The organism is Pseudomonas sp. ICMP 8385 (assembly GCF_002699915.1).
In the GTDB taxonomy this organism is placed as follows: domain Bacteria; phylum Pseudomonadota; class Gammaproteobacteria; order Pseudomonadales; family Pseudomonadaceae; genus Aquipseudomonas; species Aquipseudomonas gessardii.
Map to the genome: position 1 here is coordinate 1 of NZ_LKBY01000013.1, position 17,272 is coordinate 17,272.

At 61.4% G+C, this 17,272-nt stretch carries 13 protein-coding genes and 2 pseudogenes; 8 read left to right on the top strand and 7 right to left on the bottom strand.

The genetic code is table 11. The annotated features are described in order from the left end of the window. Positions 1-222: 222 nt before the first annotated feature. A complete protein-coding gene (locus tag AO268_RS03790; RefSeq protein ID WP_076964067.1) occupies positions 223-1,641 on the bottom strand; it encodes a short-chain fatty acid transporter in 1,419 nt (472 codons plus the stop codon). A gap of 198 nt (positions 1,642-1,839) precedes the next feature. Between AO268_RS03790 and AO268_RS03795 the strand changes: the two genes are divergently transcribed. Then, positions 1,840-3,123 (top strand): MFS transporter, encoded by a 1,284-nt coding sequence (locus AO268_RS03795; protein ID WP_099167939.1) that lies wholly within the window; start codon positions 1,840-1,842, stop codon positions 3,121-3,123. 142 nt (positions 3,124-3,265) lie between these two features. Further along, positions 3,266-4,162 carry a cation diffusion facilitator family transporter gene (locus AO268_RS03800; RefSeq protein ID WP_076964069.1) on the top strand — a complete coding sequence of 299 codons (897 nt, stop codon included), beginning with the start codon at positions 3,266-3,268 and terminating at the stop codon, positions 4,160-4,162. A gap of 3 nt (positions 4,163-4,165) precedes the next feature. Here the strand turns inward: AO268_RS03800 and AO268_RS03805 are convergent, their stop codons facing one another. Beyond that, positions 4,166-4,840, bottom strand: coding sequence for a heavy metal response regulator transcription factor (locus AO268_RS03805; protein ID WP_076964070.1), 675 nt, complete (start codon positions 4,838-4,840; stop codon positions 4,166-4,168). Positions 4,841-5,023: 183 nt separating this feature from the next. On the opposite strand from AO268_RS03805, the gene AO268_RS03810 reads away from it, so the two are divergent. Genes AO268_RS03810 through AO268_RS03820 form a run of 3 tightly spaced genes read left to right on the top strand, consistent with a single transcriptional unit; the run spans position 5,024 to position 10,599 of the window. Next, positions 5,024-6,247, top strand: coding sequence for a TolC family protein (locus tag AO268_RS03810; RefSeq protein ID WP_076964071.1), 1,224 nt, complete (start codon positions 5,024-5,026; stop codon positions 6,245-6,247). A gap of 17 nt (positions 6,248-6,264) precedes the next feature. Beyond that, complete coding sequence (locus AO268_RS03815; RefSeq protein ID WP_076964072.1) at positions 6,265-7,434, top strand: efflux RND transporter periplasmic adaptor subunit; 1,170 nt, start codon at positions 6,265-6,267, stop codon at positions 7,432-7,434. Positions 7,435-7,452: 18 nt separating this feature from the next. Next, positions 7,453-10,599, top strand: coding sequence for a CusA/CzcA family heavy metal efflux RND transporter (locus AO268_RS03820; RefSeq protein ID WP_076964073.1), 3,147 nt, complete (start codon positions 7,453-7,455; stop codon positions 10,597-10,599). 45 nt (positions 10,600-10,644) lie between these two features. On the opposite strand, the gene AO268_RS03825 is transcribed toward AO268_RS03820, so the two are convergent. From AO268_RS03825 to AO268_RS03840, 4 genes are all read right to left on the bottom strand, one after another. Further along, positions 10,645-12,060, bottom strand: coding sequence for a heavy metal sensor histidine kinase (locus AO268_RS03825; protein WP_099167940.1), 1,416 nt, complete (start codon positions 12,058-12,060; stop codon positions 10,645-10,647). Beyond that, positions 12,057-12,731 (bottom strand): heavy metal response regulator transcription factor, encoded by a 675-nt coding sequence (locus AO268_RS03830; protein ID WP_076964075.1) that lies wholly within the window; start codon positions 12,729-12,731, stop codon positions 12,057-12,059. The genes AO268_RS03825 and AO268_RS03830 overlap by 4 nt, the downstream gene beginning before the upstream one ends. A 291-nt stretch (positions 12,732-13,022) precedes the next feature. Next, positions 13,023-13,217, bottom strand: a complete 195-nt coding sequence (locus AO268_RS03835; protein ID WP_076964076.1) for a hypothetical protein — start codon at positions 13,215-13,217, stop codon at positions 13,023-13,025. 185 nt (positions 13,218-13,402) lie between these two features. Next, positions 13,403-14,731: an OprD family porin gene (locus AO268_RS03840; protein ID WP_076964077.1), complete on the bottom strand. Its 1,329-nt coding sequence runs from the start codon at positions 14,729-14,731 to the stop codon at positions 13,403-13,405. Between the two features lie 256 nt (positions 14,732-14,987). Here AO268_RS03840 and AO268_RS03845 point away from each other — a divergent pair, with 256 nt between their 5' ends. The 3 genes and pseudogenes from AO268_RS03845 to AO268_RS33650 form a co-directional block, all read left to right on the top strand. Then, on the top strand, positions 14,988-15,320 hold the full coding sequence (locus tag AO268_RS03845) for a DUF2790 domain-containing protein (protein ID WP_076964078.1): 333 nt from the start codon (positions 14,988-14,990) through the stop codon (positions 15,318-15,320). Between the two features lie 198 nt (positions 15,321-15,518). Beyond that, a pseudogene (locus AO268_RS33645) lies at positions 15,519-16,205 on the top strand (PAS domain-containing protein); the annotation flags it as partial. A gap of 111 nt (positions 16,206-16,316) precedes the next feature. Then, positions 16,317-16,745 (top strand): annotated as a pseudogene (locus tag AO268_RS33650) (methyl-accepting chemotaxis protein); the annotation flags it as partial. Positions 16,746-16,748: 3 nt separating this feature from the next. On the opposite strand, the gene AO268_RS03855 reads toward AO268_RS33650, so the two are convergent. Beyond that, entirely contained in the window at positions 16,749-17,264 is a 516-nt protein-coding gene (locus tag AO268_RS03855) for a GNAT family N-acetyltransferase (RefSeq protein ID WP_099167941.1), read from the bottom strand. Positions 17,265-17,272 lie beyond the last annotated feature (8 nt).

A 17,272-nucleotide genomic window follows, 5' to 3' on the forward strand; every position in this document is an offset into this window, starting at 1 on the left:
CTCGGCGTCGGCGAAGGTCATCTGCTTCATCGGGAAACTCGGTGGGTGGGGTCGCGGTATTTTGCCAAATCAGAAAGTCTTTTTCAGAGTTTCCCTAAAAGACACCATATAGGTGGTTTTTCAGTCGTGTTGGGTTCCTTCCTTGAAATATTCAGAGGGAAAAAAGGCGCTCAATGTCGACCTGGCTGCACCCGCCACAACAACGGGTGCAACGTCCAAAGATTAAGGCATCACCGGCGGCATGTACTTCAGCGTCGTTCCCAGCGCCCAAAGCAGGAACAGCACCAGGGGCGTGTGCACCAGCAACTGCACAAACGAAAACCCGATCAAGTCCCGCGCCTTGAGCCCCAGCACGCCGAGTAACGGCAGCATGTAAAACGGGTTGATCAGGTTCGGCAGGGCCTCGGCGGCGTTGTAGATCTGCACGGCCCAGCCCAGGTGATATTGCAGGTCATTGGCCACCTGCATCACATAGGGCGCCTCGATGATCCACTTGCCACCGCCCGACGGGATAAAGAACCCCAGTACCGCCGAGTACACGCCCATCAGCAGCGCGTAGGTATCGTGGGAGGCGATGGAGGTGAAGAAGGTCGAGATATGGTGGGCCAGGGTCTGGCCGTCGCCGCCCTTGACCACGGTGATCAGCGCCGCGATGGAACCGTACAGCGGGAACTGGATCAACACCCCGGTGGTGGTGGGCACCGCGCGCGCCACGGCGTCGAGGAAACTGCGCGGGCGCCAGTGCAACAGGGCGCCGAGCATCAGGAACAAAAAGTTATAGGTGTTGAGCCCCGAGATCGCACTGATCGCCGGCTTGGTCGAAAACTCGTGGAACAGCCAACCGGCGGCCAGCAGCGCGAGCAAGAGGGTCAGCAACGGGCTGTGCTCCAGCCATTCCCCCGGACGGCTGGGCGGTTGCAGCTTGGGCAGGTTGAACGCCGGGTCCACGCCACAGGCCTTGGCGTCACGGGCCGAGTTGGGGCCTGGCGCGGTGACGTAGGCGATGAGCAGCGACACCACGATCAACGCCAGCAACAGCACGCCCGATTGCCACAGAAAGATCGTGTCGGTGAAGGGAATGGTCCCGGTGATCGCCAGGATCGACGGCGGCAAGCTGGCCGGGTTGGCCTGCAATTGCGCGGCCGATGACGACAACCCCAGCGCCCACACGGCGCCCAGGCCCAGATAGGCCGCCGCGCCGGCGGCGCGATAATCCATGCGCAAATCCGTGCGCCGCGCCAGCGCCCGCACCAGCAACCCGCCGAACACCAGGGACAGGCCCCAGTTGAGCAACGACGCGACCATCGAGATCAGCGCCACCCACGCCACGGCCGAGCGGCCGTTTTTCGGGATGCGCGCCAGGCGATCAATCAACTTCACGGCGGGCGGCGAACTGGCCACCACATAGCCGCCAATCACCACGAAGGCCATCTGCATGGTGAACGGGATCAGGCTCCAGAAGCCATCGCCAAAGGCCTTGGCCGCATCGGTGGGGGCGGCGCCCATACCCAGGGTCGCCACGCTGACAATGATCACGGCCAGGGCGGCAAACACCCAGGAGTCGGGAAACCAGCGCTCGGCAAAGTTCGAGCAACGCAGGGCAAAGCGGGCATAGCGGCTGTCTTCGATAGGATCGGCCACGTGGGAATACCTCTTGTCGTTATTATGTAAGCGCCAGGGGCTGTGCAAGGTATCGCCGCATCTTGGCCCAAGGTTATTTATTTGGGAAGGTTGTTATTTTCATGGATCAATGAGTAAAACGAATATATCCACGGCATTGCCAGGATCCGGCCCAGCTCATAACCTGCACGCCATTTTGTCTGTCTGCCGAGCTTCTCCATGACTGCCACCGCTTATCCACAGGCGCAGCGTTTTTCCCGCTCCGACTACAAGACCCTGGGCCTGGCCGCCCTGGGCGGTGCCCTGGAAATCTACGATTTCATCATCTTTGTATTTTTTGCCCTGACCCTGAGCCAGCTGTTCTTCCCCCCGCAAATGCCCGAATGGCTGCGCCTGCTGCAAAGTTTCGGGATTTTCGTCACCGGCTACCTGGCGCGGCCACTGGGCGGGATCCTGATGGCGCACTTTGCCGATCACCTGGGGCGCAAGCGCGTGTTCAGCCTGAGTATCCTGATGATGGCCTTGCCCTGCCTGTTGATCGGGATCATGCCGACCTACGCGCAAATCGGCTATTTCGCACCCCTGATCCTACTGGCGCTGCGCGTCCTGCAGGGCGCCGCGGTGGGTGGTGAAGTGCCCAGCGCCTGGGTCTTCGTCGCCGAGCACGCGCCGGCCAATCATCGCGGTTATGCCCTGGGGTTCCTGCAGGCCGGGCTGACCTTCGGTTACCTGCTGGGGGCCTTGACCGCGACCTTGCTGGCGCAGCTGTTCACCGCTGAACAAATCCTTGATTACGCCTGGCGCTTCCCGTTTCTGTTGGGCGGTGTGTTTGGCGTGATTGGCGTGTGGCTGCGCCGTTGGCTGAGCGAAACCCCGGTGTTCCTGGCCATGCAGGCGCGCCGCCAGGCTGATGCCGAACTGCCGCTGCGCACGGTGTTGCGCGACCACCGCCAAGCGTTGCTGCCGGCCATGTTGCTGACCTGTGTACTCACCTCGGCAGTGGTGGTGCTGGTGGTGATCACGCCGACCATGATGCAGAAAACCTTTGGCATGAGCCCCAGCCACACCTTTGCCCTGAGCGCATTGGGCATCGTGTTCCTGAATATCGGTTGCGTACTCGCCGGCCTGTTGGTGGACCGCATCGGCGCCTGGCGCGCGGTGCTGGTCTACAGCCTGCTGTTACCCGTCGGCATCGCCGTGCTCTACGCCAGCCTGATCGCGGGTGGCGTGTGGCTGGGCGTGGCCTATGCTGTGGCGGGGTTGAGTTGCGGGGTGGTGGGCGCGGTGCCGTCGGTGATGGTCAGCCTGTTCCCGGCGCCGGTGCGTGTGTCGGGGATTTCTTTCACCTACAACATTGCCTACGCGCTGTGGGCCAGTACTACGCCGTTGATGCTGATCGCGCTGATGCCCACCAGCCCATGGATCTGCGTTTTTTACTGCGTGGTGATGGGCGCGGTCGGCGTGGCCAGTGCATTGCGGTTTGGTCGGCGCCCTGTTTTTTGACGCCGCCGCATTCTCCTACAGGGGATGTGGTCGCCTTCTGCCATACGGCTTAATGGCAGTCACATGACAATTATGTAATTCATACCAAAAGTTTCCCTTTATCGCTCTATGATCAGCGCACATTCCCCCACGAGGACACTCTATGAGCGCAGGACACAGCCACGCCACCGTACGCGCCGGCCACGAGCGTAAATTATGGTTAGCCTTGGGGCTGACCGGCAGTTTCATGATTGCCGAAGTGATCGGCGCCTTTGTCACCGGCAGCCTGGCATTGCTGTCCGACGCCGCCCATATGATGACCGATACCCTGGCGCTGGCCATTTCCCTGGTGGCGATCCAGGTCGCCAAGCGCGCCGCCGACCGTAAACGCACATTTGGCTACGCCCGTTTCGAAATCCTCGCGGCCGCGTTCAATGCGTTGCTGCTGTTCGTGGTGGCGTTCTACATCCTCTATGAGGCTTACCAGCGTTTGCGGGCACCGGCCGAAATCCAGTCCACCGGCATGCTGGTGATTGCCGTGCTGGGCCTGATCGTCAACCTGATTTCCATGCGCCTGCTCAGCGCGGCCAGTGGCGAGAGCCTGAACGTCAAGGGCGCCTACCTGGAGGTCTGGAGCGACATGCTCGGTTCCGTCGGCGTGATCATTGCGGCAGTGGTGATCATGTTTACCGGCTGGGGCTGGGTCGACTCGGTGGTGGCGGCGGCGATTGGGTTTTGGGTGGTGCCCAGAACCTGGACACTGCTCAAGGCCAGCATGAACGTGCTGCTGCAAGGCGTGCCGGATGGCCTCGATATCGACGCGATAGAGCAGGGCATTTGCGCGGTGCCTGGGGTCAAGGAGGTGCATGACTTGCATATCTGGGCTCTGACCAGTGGCAAAAACGTGCTGAGCAGCCATCTGGTGGTGGACCTGGCACTGGGTACTGAACAACAGATCCTCGCCCAGGTGACCGAATTACTGCATGAACAATTCGATATTTCCCACGTCACTATCCAGATCGAGGGCGAGGGTTTTCATCAGGAGCCGATTGCGCACTGACCGCTATTCGCGGTCTTCCAACACGTAGCCCACCCCGCGCAAGGTGTGGATCAACTTGCGCTCGAACGGGTCGTCGATCTTCGCGCGCAGGCGGCGGATCGAGACCTCGACCACATTGGTGTCGCAATCGAAGTTCATGTCCCACACAAACGAGATGATTTGTGTGCGCGACAGCACCACACCGCTCTGGCGCATCAGCAGGTGCAGCAGGGCGAACTCCTTGGTGGTCAGGTCAATCCGCTGGCTGCCGCGAAAGGCACGGTGGCGGCCCTGGTCCAGTTCCAGGTCGGCCACCCGCAACACATCCGGCACGGCGGTCTCGACGCTGCGCCGCATCAGGGTGCGGACCCTGGCCAGCAGTTCGGGAAACTCGAAAGGCTTGACCAGGTAGTCGTCGGCGCCCAGCTCCAGGCCTTTGATTTTATCGGCCAGGCGCCCCTGGGCGGTCAGCATCATGATGCGGGTGTTACTGGTCTGGCGGATCCTTTGCAGCACATCCCAACCGTCCATGATCGGCAGGTTCACATCCAGCAGCACCAGGTCGTAGGCGTGTTGCCGCGCCAGGTGTACACCGTCGGCGCCGCTGGCCGCGCAATCGACCACATAGCCGCTTTCGCTCAGGCCCTGCTGCAAGTAATCGGCCGTTTTCAGTTCATCTTCGATAACCAGGATTCGCATGTCGAGCGTGCCTCGGTGCCAGGGAAATTATCTGCATGTCGCCGCGAAGGTTAAAGCAAAACCCCGGACCAGAGCCTTTGCTAACGGATTTGTAATGTTCTGGCCACCCCTCTGATAAGTCGCGAAAGTTACATTGCCCCTGCTTGGATCTATCCGCCAACTCATGGGTGTGGAACGCTTGTTATGCCAACGTTTTTAAGAACAATTGTGTGCTCCGTTGTGGGGGTATTGGCGATAGCCCAAATGGCGAGCGCCCAGACCCTGACCCTCGAATCAGCCCTGCAAAGTGCGTTTGCCGGCAACCCGGACCTGGCCGCGGCGCAATGGGAAATCGACATCGCCCAGGGCGGTCGGCAGCAGGCCGGGCTGATTCCCAACCCGGTGGCGTCCTGGGATGCCGAAGACACCCGCCGCCGCACCCGCACCACGACGATCAAGTTGACCCAGACCCTGGAACTGGGCGGCAAGCGCGGGGCGCGGATCGATCTGGCCTCACGGGCACAGGATGCGGCAGCCCAGGAACTGGAGCAGCGCCGCAACCTGCTGCGCGCCGAGGTCATCGATGGCTTTTATGGTGCACTGCGGGCCCAGGAACGCCTGGAACTGGCCCAACGCTCGATGGCATTGGCCGAACGCGGCCTGGTGGTTGCCGATGGCCGGGTCAGGGCGGGTAAGTCGTCGCCGGTCGAAGCCACCCGCGCCCAGGTGCAAGTTTCGGAAATCCGCCTGGAGCGCAGCCGCGCCGAGATCGGAGTGACCGAGGCCTACCGCCGGCTGGCGGCGATCACCGGTAGCGCCAATATCGACTTCCAGCGCGTCGAGGCCGGTGCCGCCAGCATTCCGGCGCTGCCGTCCACCAACCAATTGCTGGCGCGCCTGGGAAATACTGCCGAATTGCGTCTGGCTGAACTGCAAATCCGGCAACGGGAAGCCGGCCTGGGCCTGGAAAAAGCCCAGCGCATTCCCGACCTCGACGTGTCCATCGGCAGCCAGTACGACGCCAGTGTCCGCGAACGGGTGAACCTGGTCGGTGTGTCGATGCCGATCCCGCTGTTCAACCGCAACCAGGGCAATGTCCTGGCCGCCAGCCGCCGCGCCGATCAGGCCCGGGACCTGCGCAACGCCACTGAACTGCGCCTGCGCACCGAAACCCGCCAGGCCCTGGACCTGTGGGCAACGGCCAACAGTGAAGTAAGCGCCTTCAACCAAGTGATCCTGCCTGCCGCCCAAAGTGCGGTGGACAGTGCCACCCGTGGCTTCGAGATGGGCAAGTTCAACTTCCTCGACGTACTCGACGCCCAGCGCACCTTGATCGCCGCCCGCACCCAATACCTCGCCGCACTCGCCCAGGCCACCGACGCCTGGGTGCGCATCGAACGGATTTACGGCGACCTCGCCCGCATTTGATCTATCAGGAGTGACCCATGAACAAAAAACAAGGCATGGCTCTGGCCGTTGCGGTAGCCGTGGCCCTCGGGGTGGTGGCGTTTTGGCCGGCCACCAGCGTCGCGCCCCAGCCCACCGTGGCCGCCGCCGAGGCGCCCAAAGAGGAAGGCGAAGAGGAAGAGGGCGCGCTGGTGCTTAACGACCAACAGATCCAGGCTGCCGGCATTCAACTGGCCCTGGCCCAACCCCGGCAAATCAGCACGTTGCTGTCACTGCCGGGCGAAGTGCGATTCGACGAAGACCGCACCTCCCATATCGTGCCCCGTGCTGCGGGCGTGGTGGAGTCGGTGAAGGTCAACCTGGGGCAGAAAGTGAAGCAGGGCGAGTTGCTGGCGGTGATCGCCAGCCAGCAGATCTCCGACCAGCGCAGCGAGTTGGCGGCCAGCGAACGCCGGGTCGAACTGGCGCGCACTACCTTCCAGCGCGAGCGTCAGTTATGGCAGGACAAGATCTCCGCCGAACAGGATTACCTGCTGGCCCGCCAGACCCTGCAAGAAGCCGAGATTGCCCTGAACAATGCGCGGCAAAAAATGAACGCCCTGAGTGGCAGCGCCGTGTTGGCCGGCGGCAATCGTTATGAGCTGCGTGCGCCGTTTGCCGGGGTGGTGGTGGAAAAACACCTGGGTGTCGGCGAGGTGGTGAGTGAGACCAGCGCCGCGTTCACCCTGTCGGACCTGTCCCAGGTGTGGGTCACCTTCGGCGTGTTCCCCAAGGATTTGAACAAGGTCCAGGTCGGCAAGCCGGTGAAGGTCAGCTCCACGGAAATGGGCACCGACGTGATGGGCACCGTGGCCTATGTCGGCAACTTGCTGGGTGAGCAGACGCGCACGGCCACGGTGCGCGTCACCGTGCCCAACCCTGACGATTCATGGCGCCCCGGCTTGTTCGTGGCGGTCCAGGTCTCGACGGACACCTATGCGGCGGCGGTCACCGTACCGGCGGCGGCGATCCAGACCGTGGAAGACAAGCCGTCGGTCTTTGTGCGCACCGCCGAAGGTTTCATGACCCGCCATGTGGAGCTTGGGGTGAGTGAAAACGGCTTTGTTGAAGTGCGCCAGGGCCTGGAGGCCGGGGCACAGGTGGCGACCGTCGGCAGTTTCGTCCTCAAGTCCGAGCTGGGCAAGGCTTCGGCCGAGCACGCCCATTGATCCTGCGAGTGATTTCCCATGTTTGAGCGTCTAATTCAATTTGCCATCGAGCAGCGCATCATCGTGCTGCTGGCGGTGCTGTTGATGGCCGGTGTCGGCATCGCCAGCTATCAGAAACTGCCCATCGACGCAGTGCCGGACATCACCAACGTCCAGGTGCAGATCAACTCGGCGGCGCCGGGTTTTTCCCCGCTGGAAACCGAGCAGCGCATCACCTTTCCCATCGAAACCGCGATGGCCGGCCTGCCGGGTCTCCAGCAGACCCGCTCGTTGTCGCGTTCGGGATTGTCCCAGGTCACGGTGATCTTCAAGGACGGCACCGACCTGTTCTTCGCCCGGCAGCTGGTCAACGAACGCTTGCAGGTCGCCCGCGAGCAATTGCCTGACGGGATCGAGACGATGATGGGGCCGGTTTCCACCGGTCTGGGGGAAATTTTCCTGTGGACCGTGGAGGCCGAAGACGGTGCGCGCAAGGAGGACGGCTCGGCCTATACCCCCACCGACCTGCGGGTGATTCAGGACTGGATCATCAAGCCGCAACTGCGCAACGTGCCCGGCGTGGCCGAGATCAATACCATTGGCGGCTTTGCCAAGGAATACCAGATTGCCCCAGACCCCAAGCGCCTGGCCGCCTATAACCTGACGTTAACCGATCTGGTCACCGCGCTGGAGCGTAACAACGCCAACGTCGGCGCCGGTTATATCGAGCGCAGCGGCGAGCAGTTGCTGATCCGCGCGCCGGGGCAGGTGGCGTCCATCGACGACATCGCCAATATCGTGATCAACACGGTAGATGGCACGCCGATCCGCGTGCGCAATGTGGCCCAGGTCGATATCGGCCGCGAGTTGCGCACGGGCGCGGCCACCGAAAATGGTCGCGAAGTGGTACTCGGCACCGTCTTTATGTTGATCGGCGAAAACAGCCGCACCGTGTCCCAGGCGGTGGCGAAAAAACTCGAAGAGATCAACCGCTCACTGCCCGAAGGCGTGGTGGCGGTGACGGTCTACGACCGCACCAACCTGGTGGAAAAAGCCATTGCCACCGTGAAGAAAAACCTCTTTGAAGGTGCGCTGCTGGTTATCGTGATTCTGTTCCTGTTCCTGGGCAATATCCGCGCCGCGTTGATCACCGCGATGGTGATTCCGCTGGCCATGCTGTTCACCTTTACCGGGATGTTCACCAACAAAGTCAGTGCCAACCTGATGAGCCTGGGCGCGCTGGACTTCGGGATCATCGTCGATGGCGCGGTGGTGATCGTGGAGAACTCCATCCGCCGCCTGGCCCATGCGCAGCACCGCCACGGCCGCCTGCTGACCCGCAGCGAACGCCTGCACGAAGTGTTTGCCGCCGCCAAGGAGGCGCGCCGCGCGCTGATCTTCGGGCAGTTGATCATCATGGTGGTGTACCTGCCGATCTTCGCCCTTACCGGGGTGGCCGGGAAAATGTTCCACCCCATGGCCTTCACCGTGGTGGTGGCGTTGCTGGGCGCGATGATTCTGTCGGTGACCTTTGTGCCGGCGGCCATTGCGCTGTTCGTCACCGGCAAGGTCAAGGAAGAAGAAAACTGGGTGATGCGTACCGCACGCCGGGGCTATGCGCCGGTGCTGGATTGGGTGATGGCTCACCGTTCATTGGCCTTTGGCATGGCGCTGTTGACCATCGTGGTGTCTGGCGCAGTGGCCAGCCGCATGGGCAGTGAATTTATCCCCAGCCTCAGCGAAGGTGACTTTGCCCAGCAAGCCATGCGTGTACCGGGCACCAGCCTGACGCAGTCGGTGCAGATGCAGGAGCAGTTGGAAAAAACCTTGCTGGCCCAGGTGCCGGAAATCCAGCGCGTATTTGCCCGTACCGGTACGGCGGAAATCGCCTCCGACCCGATGCCGCCGAATATTTCCGACAGCTACCTGATGCTCAAGCCCAAGGACCAGTGGCCGGATCCGAAGAAATCCCGCGAACAATTGATCGCCGAGATCCAGCGGGCCAGTGCGATTGTGCCGGGGAGCCAGTACGAGTTGTCGCAGCCGATCCAACTGCGTTTCAACGAGTTGATTTCCGGGGTGCGCAGTGACGTGGCGGTGAAGGTGTTTGGCGATGATATGGCGGTGCTGAACAAAACCGCCGGGGAGATTGCCGAGACCTTGAAGAAGCTCAGCGGCGCCTCTGAAGTGAAGGTGGAACAGACCTCCGGCCTGCCGGTGCTGACCATCAATATCGACCGTGACAAAGCCGCGCGCTTTGGCCTGAATGTCGGCGATGTCCAAGACACCATTGCCGTGGCCGTGGGTGGGCGCCAGGCGGGCACGATGTACGAAGGTGACCGGCGCTTTGACATGGTGGTGCGTTTGTCCGACACGCTGCGTACCGATATCGAGGGGTTGTCGCGGCTATTGGTGCCGATCCCGGCGCTGGCCAACAACACCACGGGGCAACTGGGCTTTATTGCCTTGTCGGAAGTCGCAAGCCTGGACCTGGTGCTTGGGCCGAACCAGATCAGCCGCGAAAACGGCAAGCGCCTGGTGATTGTCAGCGCCAACGTGCGTGGGCGTGATATCGGCTCCTTTGTCGAGGAGGCGCAAACCGCGATCACCGCCCAAGTAAAAGTGCCCGCCGGCTACTGGACCACCTGGGGCGGGCAGTTCGAGCAACTCAAGGAAGCGTCCGAGCGCTTGCGGGTGGTGGTGCCGGTGGCGTTGCTGCTGGTATTCGGCCTGCTGTTCATGATGTTCAACAACCTCAAGGACGGGTTGCTGGTGTTCACCGGGATTCCCTTCGCCCTGACCGGTGGGATCATGGCGCTGTGGCTGCGGGATATTCCGCTGTCGATTTCCGCTGGGGTGGGGTTTATTGCGCTGTCGGGGGTGGCCGTGCTCAACGGCCTGGTGATGATCGCGTTTATCCGCAACCTGCGTGAGGAAGGGCGTTCGTTGTCGGTGGCGATCAATGAAGGGGCGCTGACCCGCTTGCGTCCGGTGTTGATGACCGCGCTGGTGGCATCCCTCGGGTTTATCCCCATGGCCCTGGCCACCGGCACCGGTGCTGAAGTGCAACGGCCGCTGGCGACAGTGGTGATTGGCGGGATTATCTCTTCGACGTTGCTGACGCTGCTGGTACTGCCTGCGCTTTACCAGTGGGCCCATCGGCGCGATGAGGAGCCGGTAGCGTAGCTGCTGCCGAACTCCAGCGAGGCTGCGCCGCCGGGCGCCGCCTCGCTAACGTTCGGCAGTGACTACGGGGTTTGTGGGCAGGACGGGAAATACCAATCGGAACACGGTAATGCCGTCCGGCACGCTACTGACCTCGGCCAGGCCCTGGTGCAGGCTCATGATCGAACGTACGATCGCCAGCCCCAGCCCGGTGCCGCCTTCGGTGCGGGCGCGGCTGTTGTCGGCGCGGTAGAAACGCTCGAACAGGTGGGGCAGGTGTTGCGCTTCAATCCCCGGGCCCGGGTTGTTCACGGTCAGCGAGACACGCTGGTCGTGGCTCTGGACTTGTAAGGAAATGCCGGAACCCTGGGGGCTGTGGCGGATCGCGTTGGACAGCAGGTTGGAAATGGCCCGTTGAATCATCAGCCGATCCCCCTTGACCCAGGCGTCGCCGGTCAGGTTCAGGCTCAACCCTTTGTCTTCGGCGCTCAAGGCAAACAGCTCCATGACCCGCAGCGCTTCATCCCGCAGGTTCACGGTGGTAAACGACGCCCGCGCCGCCGGGTGGCTGACCTGGGCGAGAAACAGCATGTCGGCGACGATCCGCGCCAGGCGGTCCAGTTCTTCGGTACTGGATTCCAGTGCCAGTTTGTACTCGTGCGGCGCACGGGCGCGGGACAGGGTTACCTGGGCCTTGCCCATCAGGTTGGTCAGGGGGGCGCGCAGTTCGTGGGCCAGGTCATCGGAAAATTGCGACAACTGCTGCACGCCGGCATCCAGCCGGTCCAGCATCACGTTGATGCCCTGGGCCAGTTCGCTGAGTTCCCGGGGCAGGTTATCGACCTTCAGGCGGTGGGTCAGGTCCTGGGTGGTGACTTTGCCGGCAACGCGGCTAAATTGCTGCAACGGGGCCAGCCCGCGCTGCACCAGCCACCAGGCGCCCATGCCAATAAGGATCAGCAGCAGCGGCAGGGCGATCACGGTGGAGCGCAGGTTGGCACTGAGCAGCGCCTGATCATCGGAGCGATTCAGGGACAACAACACCTGCACGTTTTCCCCGGTGCGCAGGCGCATCAGGCTCGACGCGCTGAGGATCTGGTTGCCGCGCCCATCGGTCCAGTTGAGAAAACCCAGGGTTTGCTTGGCGGCAAAGTCGAGCAGCAAGGGCTCCTGGGGCTTGGCGCCGACACTCAGCAGCACGGTGTTGGCGGGGGCGGCACTGATGATGGTCAGGTAAAAGTTATCGTGGCCCATCACCAGGTCCAGCAGCGAATGGGGCCGGGCGCTGATGTCGCGGGTGTTGAGGTCCTGCTGCAGGCTGTGCTCGATTTGTTCCATCTTGCTCTCCAGGCCTTTGCGCGCGAGGTTTTCCAGCTCATGGGTGAGGGCCAGGTACGCCAGGGTCGCCAGCAACAGCACCAGGCCTGCGCCCATCAGGCTGACGGTGAGCCCCAGGCGCATGGATAAACTGCCAGACCTCATTGGCGTGCTTCCAGTACATACCCCACGCCACGAATGGTATGGATCAACTTGACCTCGCTCTGGTCATCGACCTTGGCCCGCAGCCGGCTGATCGAGACTTCCACCACATTGGTGTCGCAGTCGAAGTTCATGTCCCAGACCAGGGAAATGATCTGCGTGCGTGTCAACACTTCACCACTCTGGCGCATCAGCACCTGCAACAGCGCGAACTCCTTGGTGGTCAGGTCAATGCGCCGTGTGCCCCGGTACGCACGATGGCGGCGCGGGTCCAGCTCCAGGTCCGAAACCCGGAATATCTCCGGCAACGCGATCGGTTCGCTGCGTCGCATCAACGTACGCACCCTGGCCAGCAGCTCGGGAAACTCGAAAGGTTTGACCAGGTAATCATCGGCGCCCATGTCCAGGCCCTTGATCTTGTCGGCCAGGCGGCCGCGGGCGGTGAGCATCATCACCCGCAAGGTGCTGTCCCGGCGCAGTTGCTCCAGCACTTGCCAGCCGTCCTTGCCCGGCAGGTTGACATCAAGGATCACCAATTCGTAATGGTGTTGCCCGGCCAGGTGCAGGCCATCAATGCCACTGGCGGCACGATCGACGACATAACCACTCTCACTCAAGCCTTGGTGTAAGTAGTCGGCAGTTTTTGGCTCGTCCTCAACCACAAGAATACGCATGCAGATAGACCTCTTACTGATAAGCGGATGGGTAACTGGAGCTACGCGGAATAAGGGCTGTAGTCCGGGATGTAGGAAAATTCTGAGCCTTGAAGCTACTTCAGGGTCAAGGTGCATCCCCGCAGAATCGGGTTATCTGGGTACGGGTGCGACGATTGGTCGCGGGGGAGGGGGCGATTCCATCGAGCGGGCAAAAAAAAGCGCCCGTCAGGGGCGCTAAAAATTCATCTCTTTCCAAAGGAGCTCAACAAAAAAAGCTTCAAGAGATGAATGTTGCTCGGGGTGCGCCGCTCAGATGGCTTTTGGAGCCGGAGTGTCCGAGGGGGCTGGGGTTTGCTGGGCCACGGCCTCGGTGCTGTGGATCTGTTGCTGTTGCTGGCGGAATTCAGCCAGCCACTGACGGGAGCGCTCGCCGCCGTCGTCAGCCAGTGCAACGCTGGATGCTCCACTGAGCAGACCGATCAATAAAATGTGCATGGGCTTCATGAACTTTCTCCAGAAAAGACCTGTGCCGTTAGTTGGGGAAATCTCTTCGGCCAGTCAATGCAGGCAGTATATGAAGTGCAACTTAACGAGAACGTGAGGGGTATATTACAGTTCTGACAGGTTGCCAATTGTGAAGAAGTGCTGGTTAACGGCAAGTGAATGTAATCACTTGCCGTTGTGGTTTATCAGAGAATGGCCAACGGATATTCCATGATCAGCCGGAACTCTTCAAGGTCCGACTCAAAGGCACTTGAGCGCACCGTTGCCTGGCGAATCCGCAGGGACAGGTCTTTCAAGGTGCCGCCCTGAAACACATATTTGGCCTCGATATCGCGCTCCCAGCGCCGCTGGTCAGTGAGTGGATCGCCAGCGGCATCACGGCGCATATACACCGCGTTCGCGTTGCTGTAGTCGGCATTGGTGCCTTTGCCGTAACGGGTCATGAACGACAGGCCGGGAATGCCGAAGGGTTGCATGTCCAGGTCATAGCGCAGTGCCCACGAGCGCTCCTTCGGCGAGTTGAAGTCGCTGTACTGGATCGAGTTGTCGAGGAAGATCGAGTCCGACTGGCGCAGGTAGTCGAAGTCATTGTCGCCGTTGTTGCGCTGGTGCGACAGGGCCAGGCGGTGGGCGCCGACCTTCACCCCGAGTTTGGCGCTCCAGATGTTGTTATTGAGCTCACCCAGCAGCTTTTTGCCCTCGTCCTGGGCGTTGTAGTAATTGAAGCCGCCAAACACCGACACCTCTTCGGTCAGCGGATAATTGACGGCCGTACCGAAGTAATACTGGTCCCAGGCGTCCTTCAAGCGGCTGCTGTAGAGGCTGAGGCTTACGTGCGGGTTGAGTTGATAGTCGCCGCCGAAGTAACCGATCCAGGGCGAGTTCACATTACCGGCATAAAATGTCGCGAAGCCCTCACGCATGCCGCTTTCGGTTGGCTGGCTCATGGAGTGCAAGCGTCCGCCTTGCAGGCTCAGGCCTTGCACGCTGGTGTTTTCCACGGTAACGCCACGGAAACTTTCCGGCAGCAGGCGTGAGTCACCGTAGTACACCACCGGGGTTTGCGGGAAGACATCGCCGACCCTGACGACGGTATCCATCAGGCGCATTTTCACTGCGCCGCCGAGTTTGCTGTAGTTGTCTTCGGGGCGATTGTCGCTGTCCACCGGCAACATGCCGAACGAGCCCTTGCCGCCGCTGCGCCCGGTGCCGGAGTCGAGCTTGAGGCCGTACATCGCAAAGGCATCCAGGCCAAACCCCACCGTGCCCTGGGTGAAACCAGACTCGAACTTGCCGATCAGGCCCTGGGCCCACGCCTCTGAGTAGCCATTGCCGGTCGGGCTGGACTGGCCTTTGCGGTCATCGCGGTTGAAGTAAAAATTGCGCGCCAGTACGTTCAACGTACTGCCTTCGATAAAACCTTCAGGCTTATCTTCAGCGGCCGTGCTGGCCAGCGGTGTTGCGCCGATCAGTGCCGCCATGATGGAAAGGGAAAGTGTACGGTTAGTGCGCATGTATCGCTCCTCGGTGTTGGCAGCTATGAGCTTTTTAGTCGCCTGTGGCGTTCTTATTGGAGGGCTGCCCCCGGATGCCGGGCGCCCGCGTCATAGTTGCAAACGCAAGATAACGGAGAGGTGTCGTAAACATTACAATTTTGCCAGTTAGATGGAATATTACGGATACGTAATTTGTACGTGAACCTTCTGACAGGGTGCGTTAGTTACTCTCGCTCTGAACTTCCAGCGATTTGAAATCAGACGAGGAGACTTTATGAAACGTTTAGCACTGGCCTTGGGCGCGGTGGTTTTTTCTCTTTCCCTGGGGGCGATGGCTGAAGCCGGAGGGGATCGCGAGATTGCTCAATTGATGCAACAGAACCAGCAAGCCATGAGCCGCTACGCCGCCAAGCAGGGCAAACCGGCACCGCAAGTGCAGGCCTACCGGTATGGCATGAAACTGGATATCGCCAAGGTGGTCAGCGTCACGCCGCCGATCCGGGCCTGTAAGGTGGTGCCTTCGCGCATGACCTATGAAGACTCCAGTGGCCTGATCAAGACCCTTGAGTACCAGGTTATGGGGCTGTGCCGTAACAACGGGAGCTGAGGCGGGGGCAAAATATAGTTGAGTTGTGGGCTCAAGCACTCTTTAGAAAACGCTAAGGGCGCCGATGGCTACACTAACACTCACTATTCTCTGCCCTCTGGTGTTCCTATGTTCAATACCCGCATGAAGCAGGAGCTGGCCGCTCTCCGTGAAGAACTGTCGAGCATGCAGCAGGTCAGAGAGAGCCTGGAACGGGAGATGCTGGCCTTGAGCCTGGATCCCGAGGGCCGGGTTGAGTGGGTCAACCAGCCCTTCCTGGATGAAATGGTCTACAAATCCAGTGACTTAGTGGGGCATATCATTCATGGTTTTGTACCGGAGCATGTCAAGCGCGACACGTTCCAGCTCCGTTTTAACAATGCCCTGAGCCGTGGCGAGCATTTTGCTGGCACTGTGCGCCTGCTGCGTGGCAACGGCAAGGAGGCGTGGTTGCGCTCCATCGTGCAGCCCGTGCGTGGCGCGGATGGGCGTATCAAGCGGTTTTCGGTGTACTCCAGCGACCTGACCCGCACCATCGAGGCTTCCCGCGAGCACGAAAACCTGATTGCGGCCCTGGTGCGCTCTACGGCGGTGATCGAGTTTGACCTCAATGGCAACGTCCTGGCGGCCAACGACCGCTTCCTGCAAAGCATGGGCTACAGCCTGGCGCAGATCCAGGGCAAGCACCACCGTATCTTCTGCGATCCGCACGAATCCAACAGCCCCGAGTACCAGGACTTCTGGAAACGCTTGAACAGTGGTGAATATGTGGCCGGGCGCTTCAAGCGCATCGACGCCCATGGGCATGAGGTCTGGCTGGAGGCGTCCTATAACCCGGTGATGGACGCCAACGAGCGGCTGTACAAAGTGGTCAAGTTCGCCACGGTGATCACCGACCAGGTCAACCGGGAGCGCGCCGTGGCCGATGCCGCCAATATTGCCTACAGCACCTCATTGCACACCGACAACAGCGCCCAGCGCGGCACCGCCGTGGTGACCCAGGCGGTGGAGGTCATGCGCGAGCTGGCCAGGCACATGGAGCAGGCCGGCGAGGGCATCGAGGCCCTTAATGCCCAGTCCCAGGTGATTGGCAGTATCGTCAAGACCATCAGCGGGATTGCCGAACAGACCAACCTGCTGGCGCTCAACGCCGCCATTGAAGCGGCCCGTGCCGGTGAACAAGGCCGGGGGTTTGCCGTCGTGGCCGATGAAGTGCGGCAGTTGGCGTCGCGTACCAGCAAAGCCACTGAAGAAATCGTTGGCGTGGTGCGCCAGAACCAGGACATGGCCCGCGATGCCGTGGCGCTGATGAGCGACGGCCGGCTGCAGGCCGAGCAGGGTTTGTCCCTGGCGGCAGAGGCGGGCACGGTGATCGTCGAGATCCAGGACGGCGCGCAAAAAGTGGTCAGCGCGGTCGGGCAGTTTGCCAACCAACTGTCGACGTAAGCCTCAGGAGGCATGCACCTCGAACAGCAACAGGTCGAACCACTGCCCATCCAGCAGGAATGCCTTGCGTGAATGCCCATATTGGGTGAACCCGCTGCGCTGCAAGACCCGCAGCGAGCCCGGGTTTTCCGGGCGTACGGTGGCCTCGATGCGCTTGAGGGCGTGTTCGCCAAAGGCTTTCTCCAGACCCAGTGCCACCGCTTGTCGGGCCAGGCCGCGCCCGGTGAACTGGGCCCCCATGCGATAGCCCAGGGATGCCGAGTGATAGTAGCGGCGGCGCACCTGGGTAAAGTTGATGCGCCCCACCAACACACCGTTTTCACGAATCAGGTACTGATAGGCGCGGTCTGCACTGGCGTCCAGCAGTGCGCTGTCGATGGCGCGCTGTACCCCGGCGACGCAGTAGTACGCCTCGGGCCGGGCATTGACCCAGCGTTCAAAAAAGGCCCGATTGGCCAGCTCGAATGCCAGCAGCTCGTTCACGTCATCCCACTGGGGAGGCGTCAATGTCAGGTTCATCCCTGGAA

What these genes read in the sequence shown, in the direction of transcription:
- AO268_RS03795 (WP_099167939.1), top strand. Translation starts at nt 1,840, where the DNA reads ATGACTGCCACCGCTTATCCACAGGCGCAGCGTTTTTCCCGCTCCGAC.
- AO268_RS03800 (WP_076964069.1), top strand. Translation starts at nt 3,266, where the DNA reads ATGAGCGCAGGACACAGCCACGCCACCGTACGCGCCGGCCACGAGCGT.
- AO268_RS03805 (WP_076964070.1), bottom strand. Translation starts at nt 4,840, where the DNA reads ATGCGAATCCTGGTTATCGAAGATGAACTGAAAACGGCCGATTACTTG.
- AO268_RS03810 (WP_076964071.1), top strand. Translation starts at nt 5,024, where the DNA reads ATGCCAACGTTTTTAAGAACAATTGTGTGCTCCGTTGTGGGGGTATTG.
- AO268_RS03815 (WP_076964072.1), top strand. Translation starts at nt 6,265, where the DNA reads ATGAACAAAAAACAAGGCATGGCTCTGGCCGTTGCGGTAGCCGTGGCC.
- AO268_RS03820 (WP_076964073.1), top strand. Translation starts at nt 7,453, where the DNA reads ATGTTTGAGCGTCTAATTCAATTTGCCATCGAGCAGCGCATCATCGTG.
- AO268_RS03825 (WP_099167940.1), bottom strand. Translation starts at nt 12,060, where the DNA reads ATGAGGTCTGGCAGTTTATCCATGCGCCTGGGGCTCACCGTCAGCCTG.
- AO268_RS03830 (WP_076964075.1), bottom strand. Translation starts at nt 12,731, where the DNA reads ATGCGTATTCTTGTGGTTGAGGACGAGCCAAAAACTGCCGACTACTTA.
- AO268_RS03835 (WP_076964076.1), bottom strand. Translation starts at nt 13,217, where the DNA reads ATGAAGCCCATGCACATTTTATTGATCGGTCTGCTCAGTGGAGCATCC.
- AO268_RS03840 (WP_076964077.1), bottom strand. Translation starts at nt 14,731, where the DNA reads ATGCGCACTAACCGTACACTTTCCCTTTCCATCATGGCGGCACTGATC.
- AO268_RS03845 (WP_076964078.1), top strand. Translation starts at nt 14,988, where the DNA reads ATGAAACGTTTAGCACTGGCCTTGGGCGCGGTGGTTTTTTCTCTTTCC.
- AO268_RS03855 (WP_099167941.1), bottom strand. Translation starts at nt 17,264, where the DNA reads ATGAACCTGACATTGACGCCTCCCCAGTGGGATGACGTGAACGAGCTG.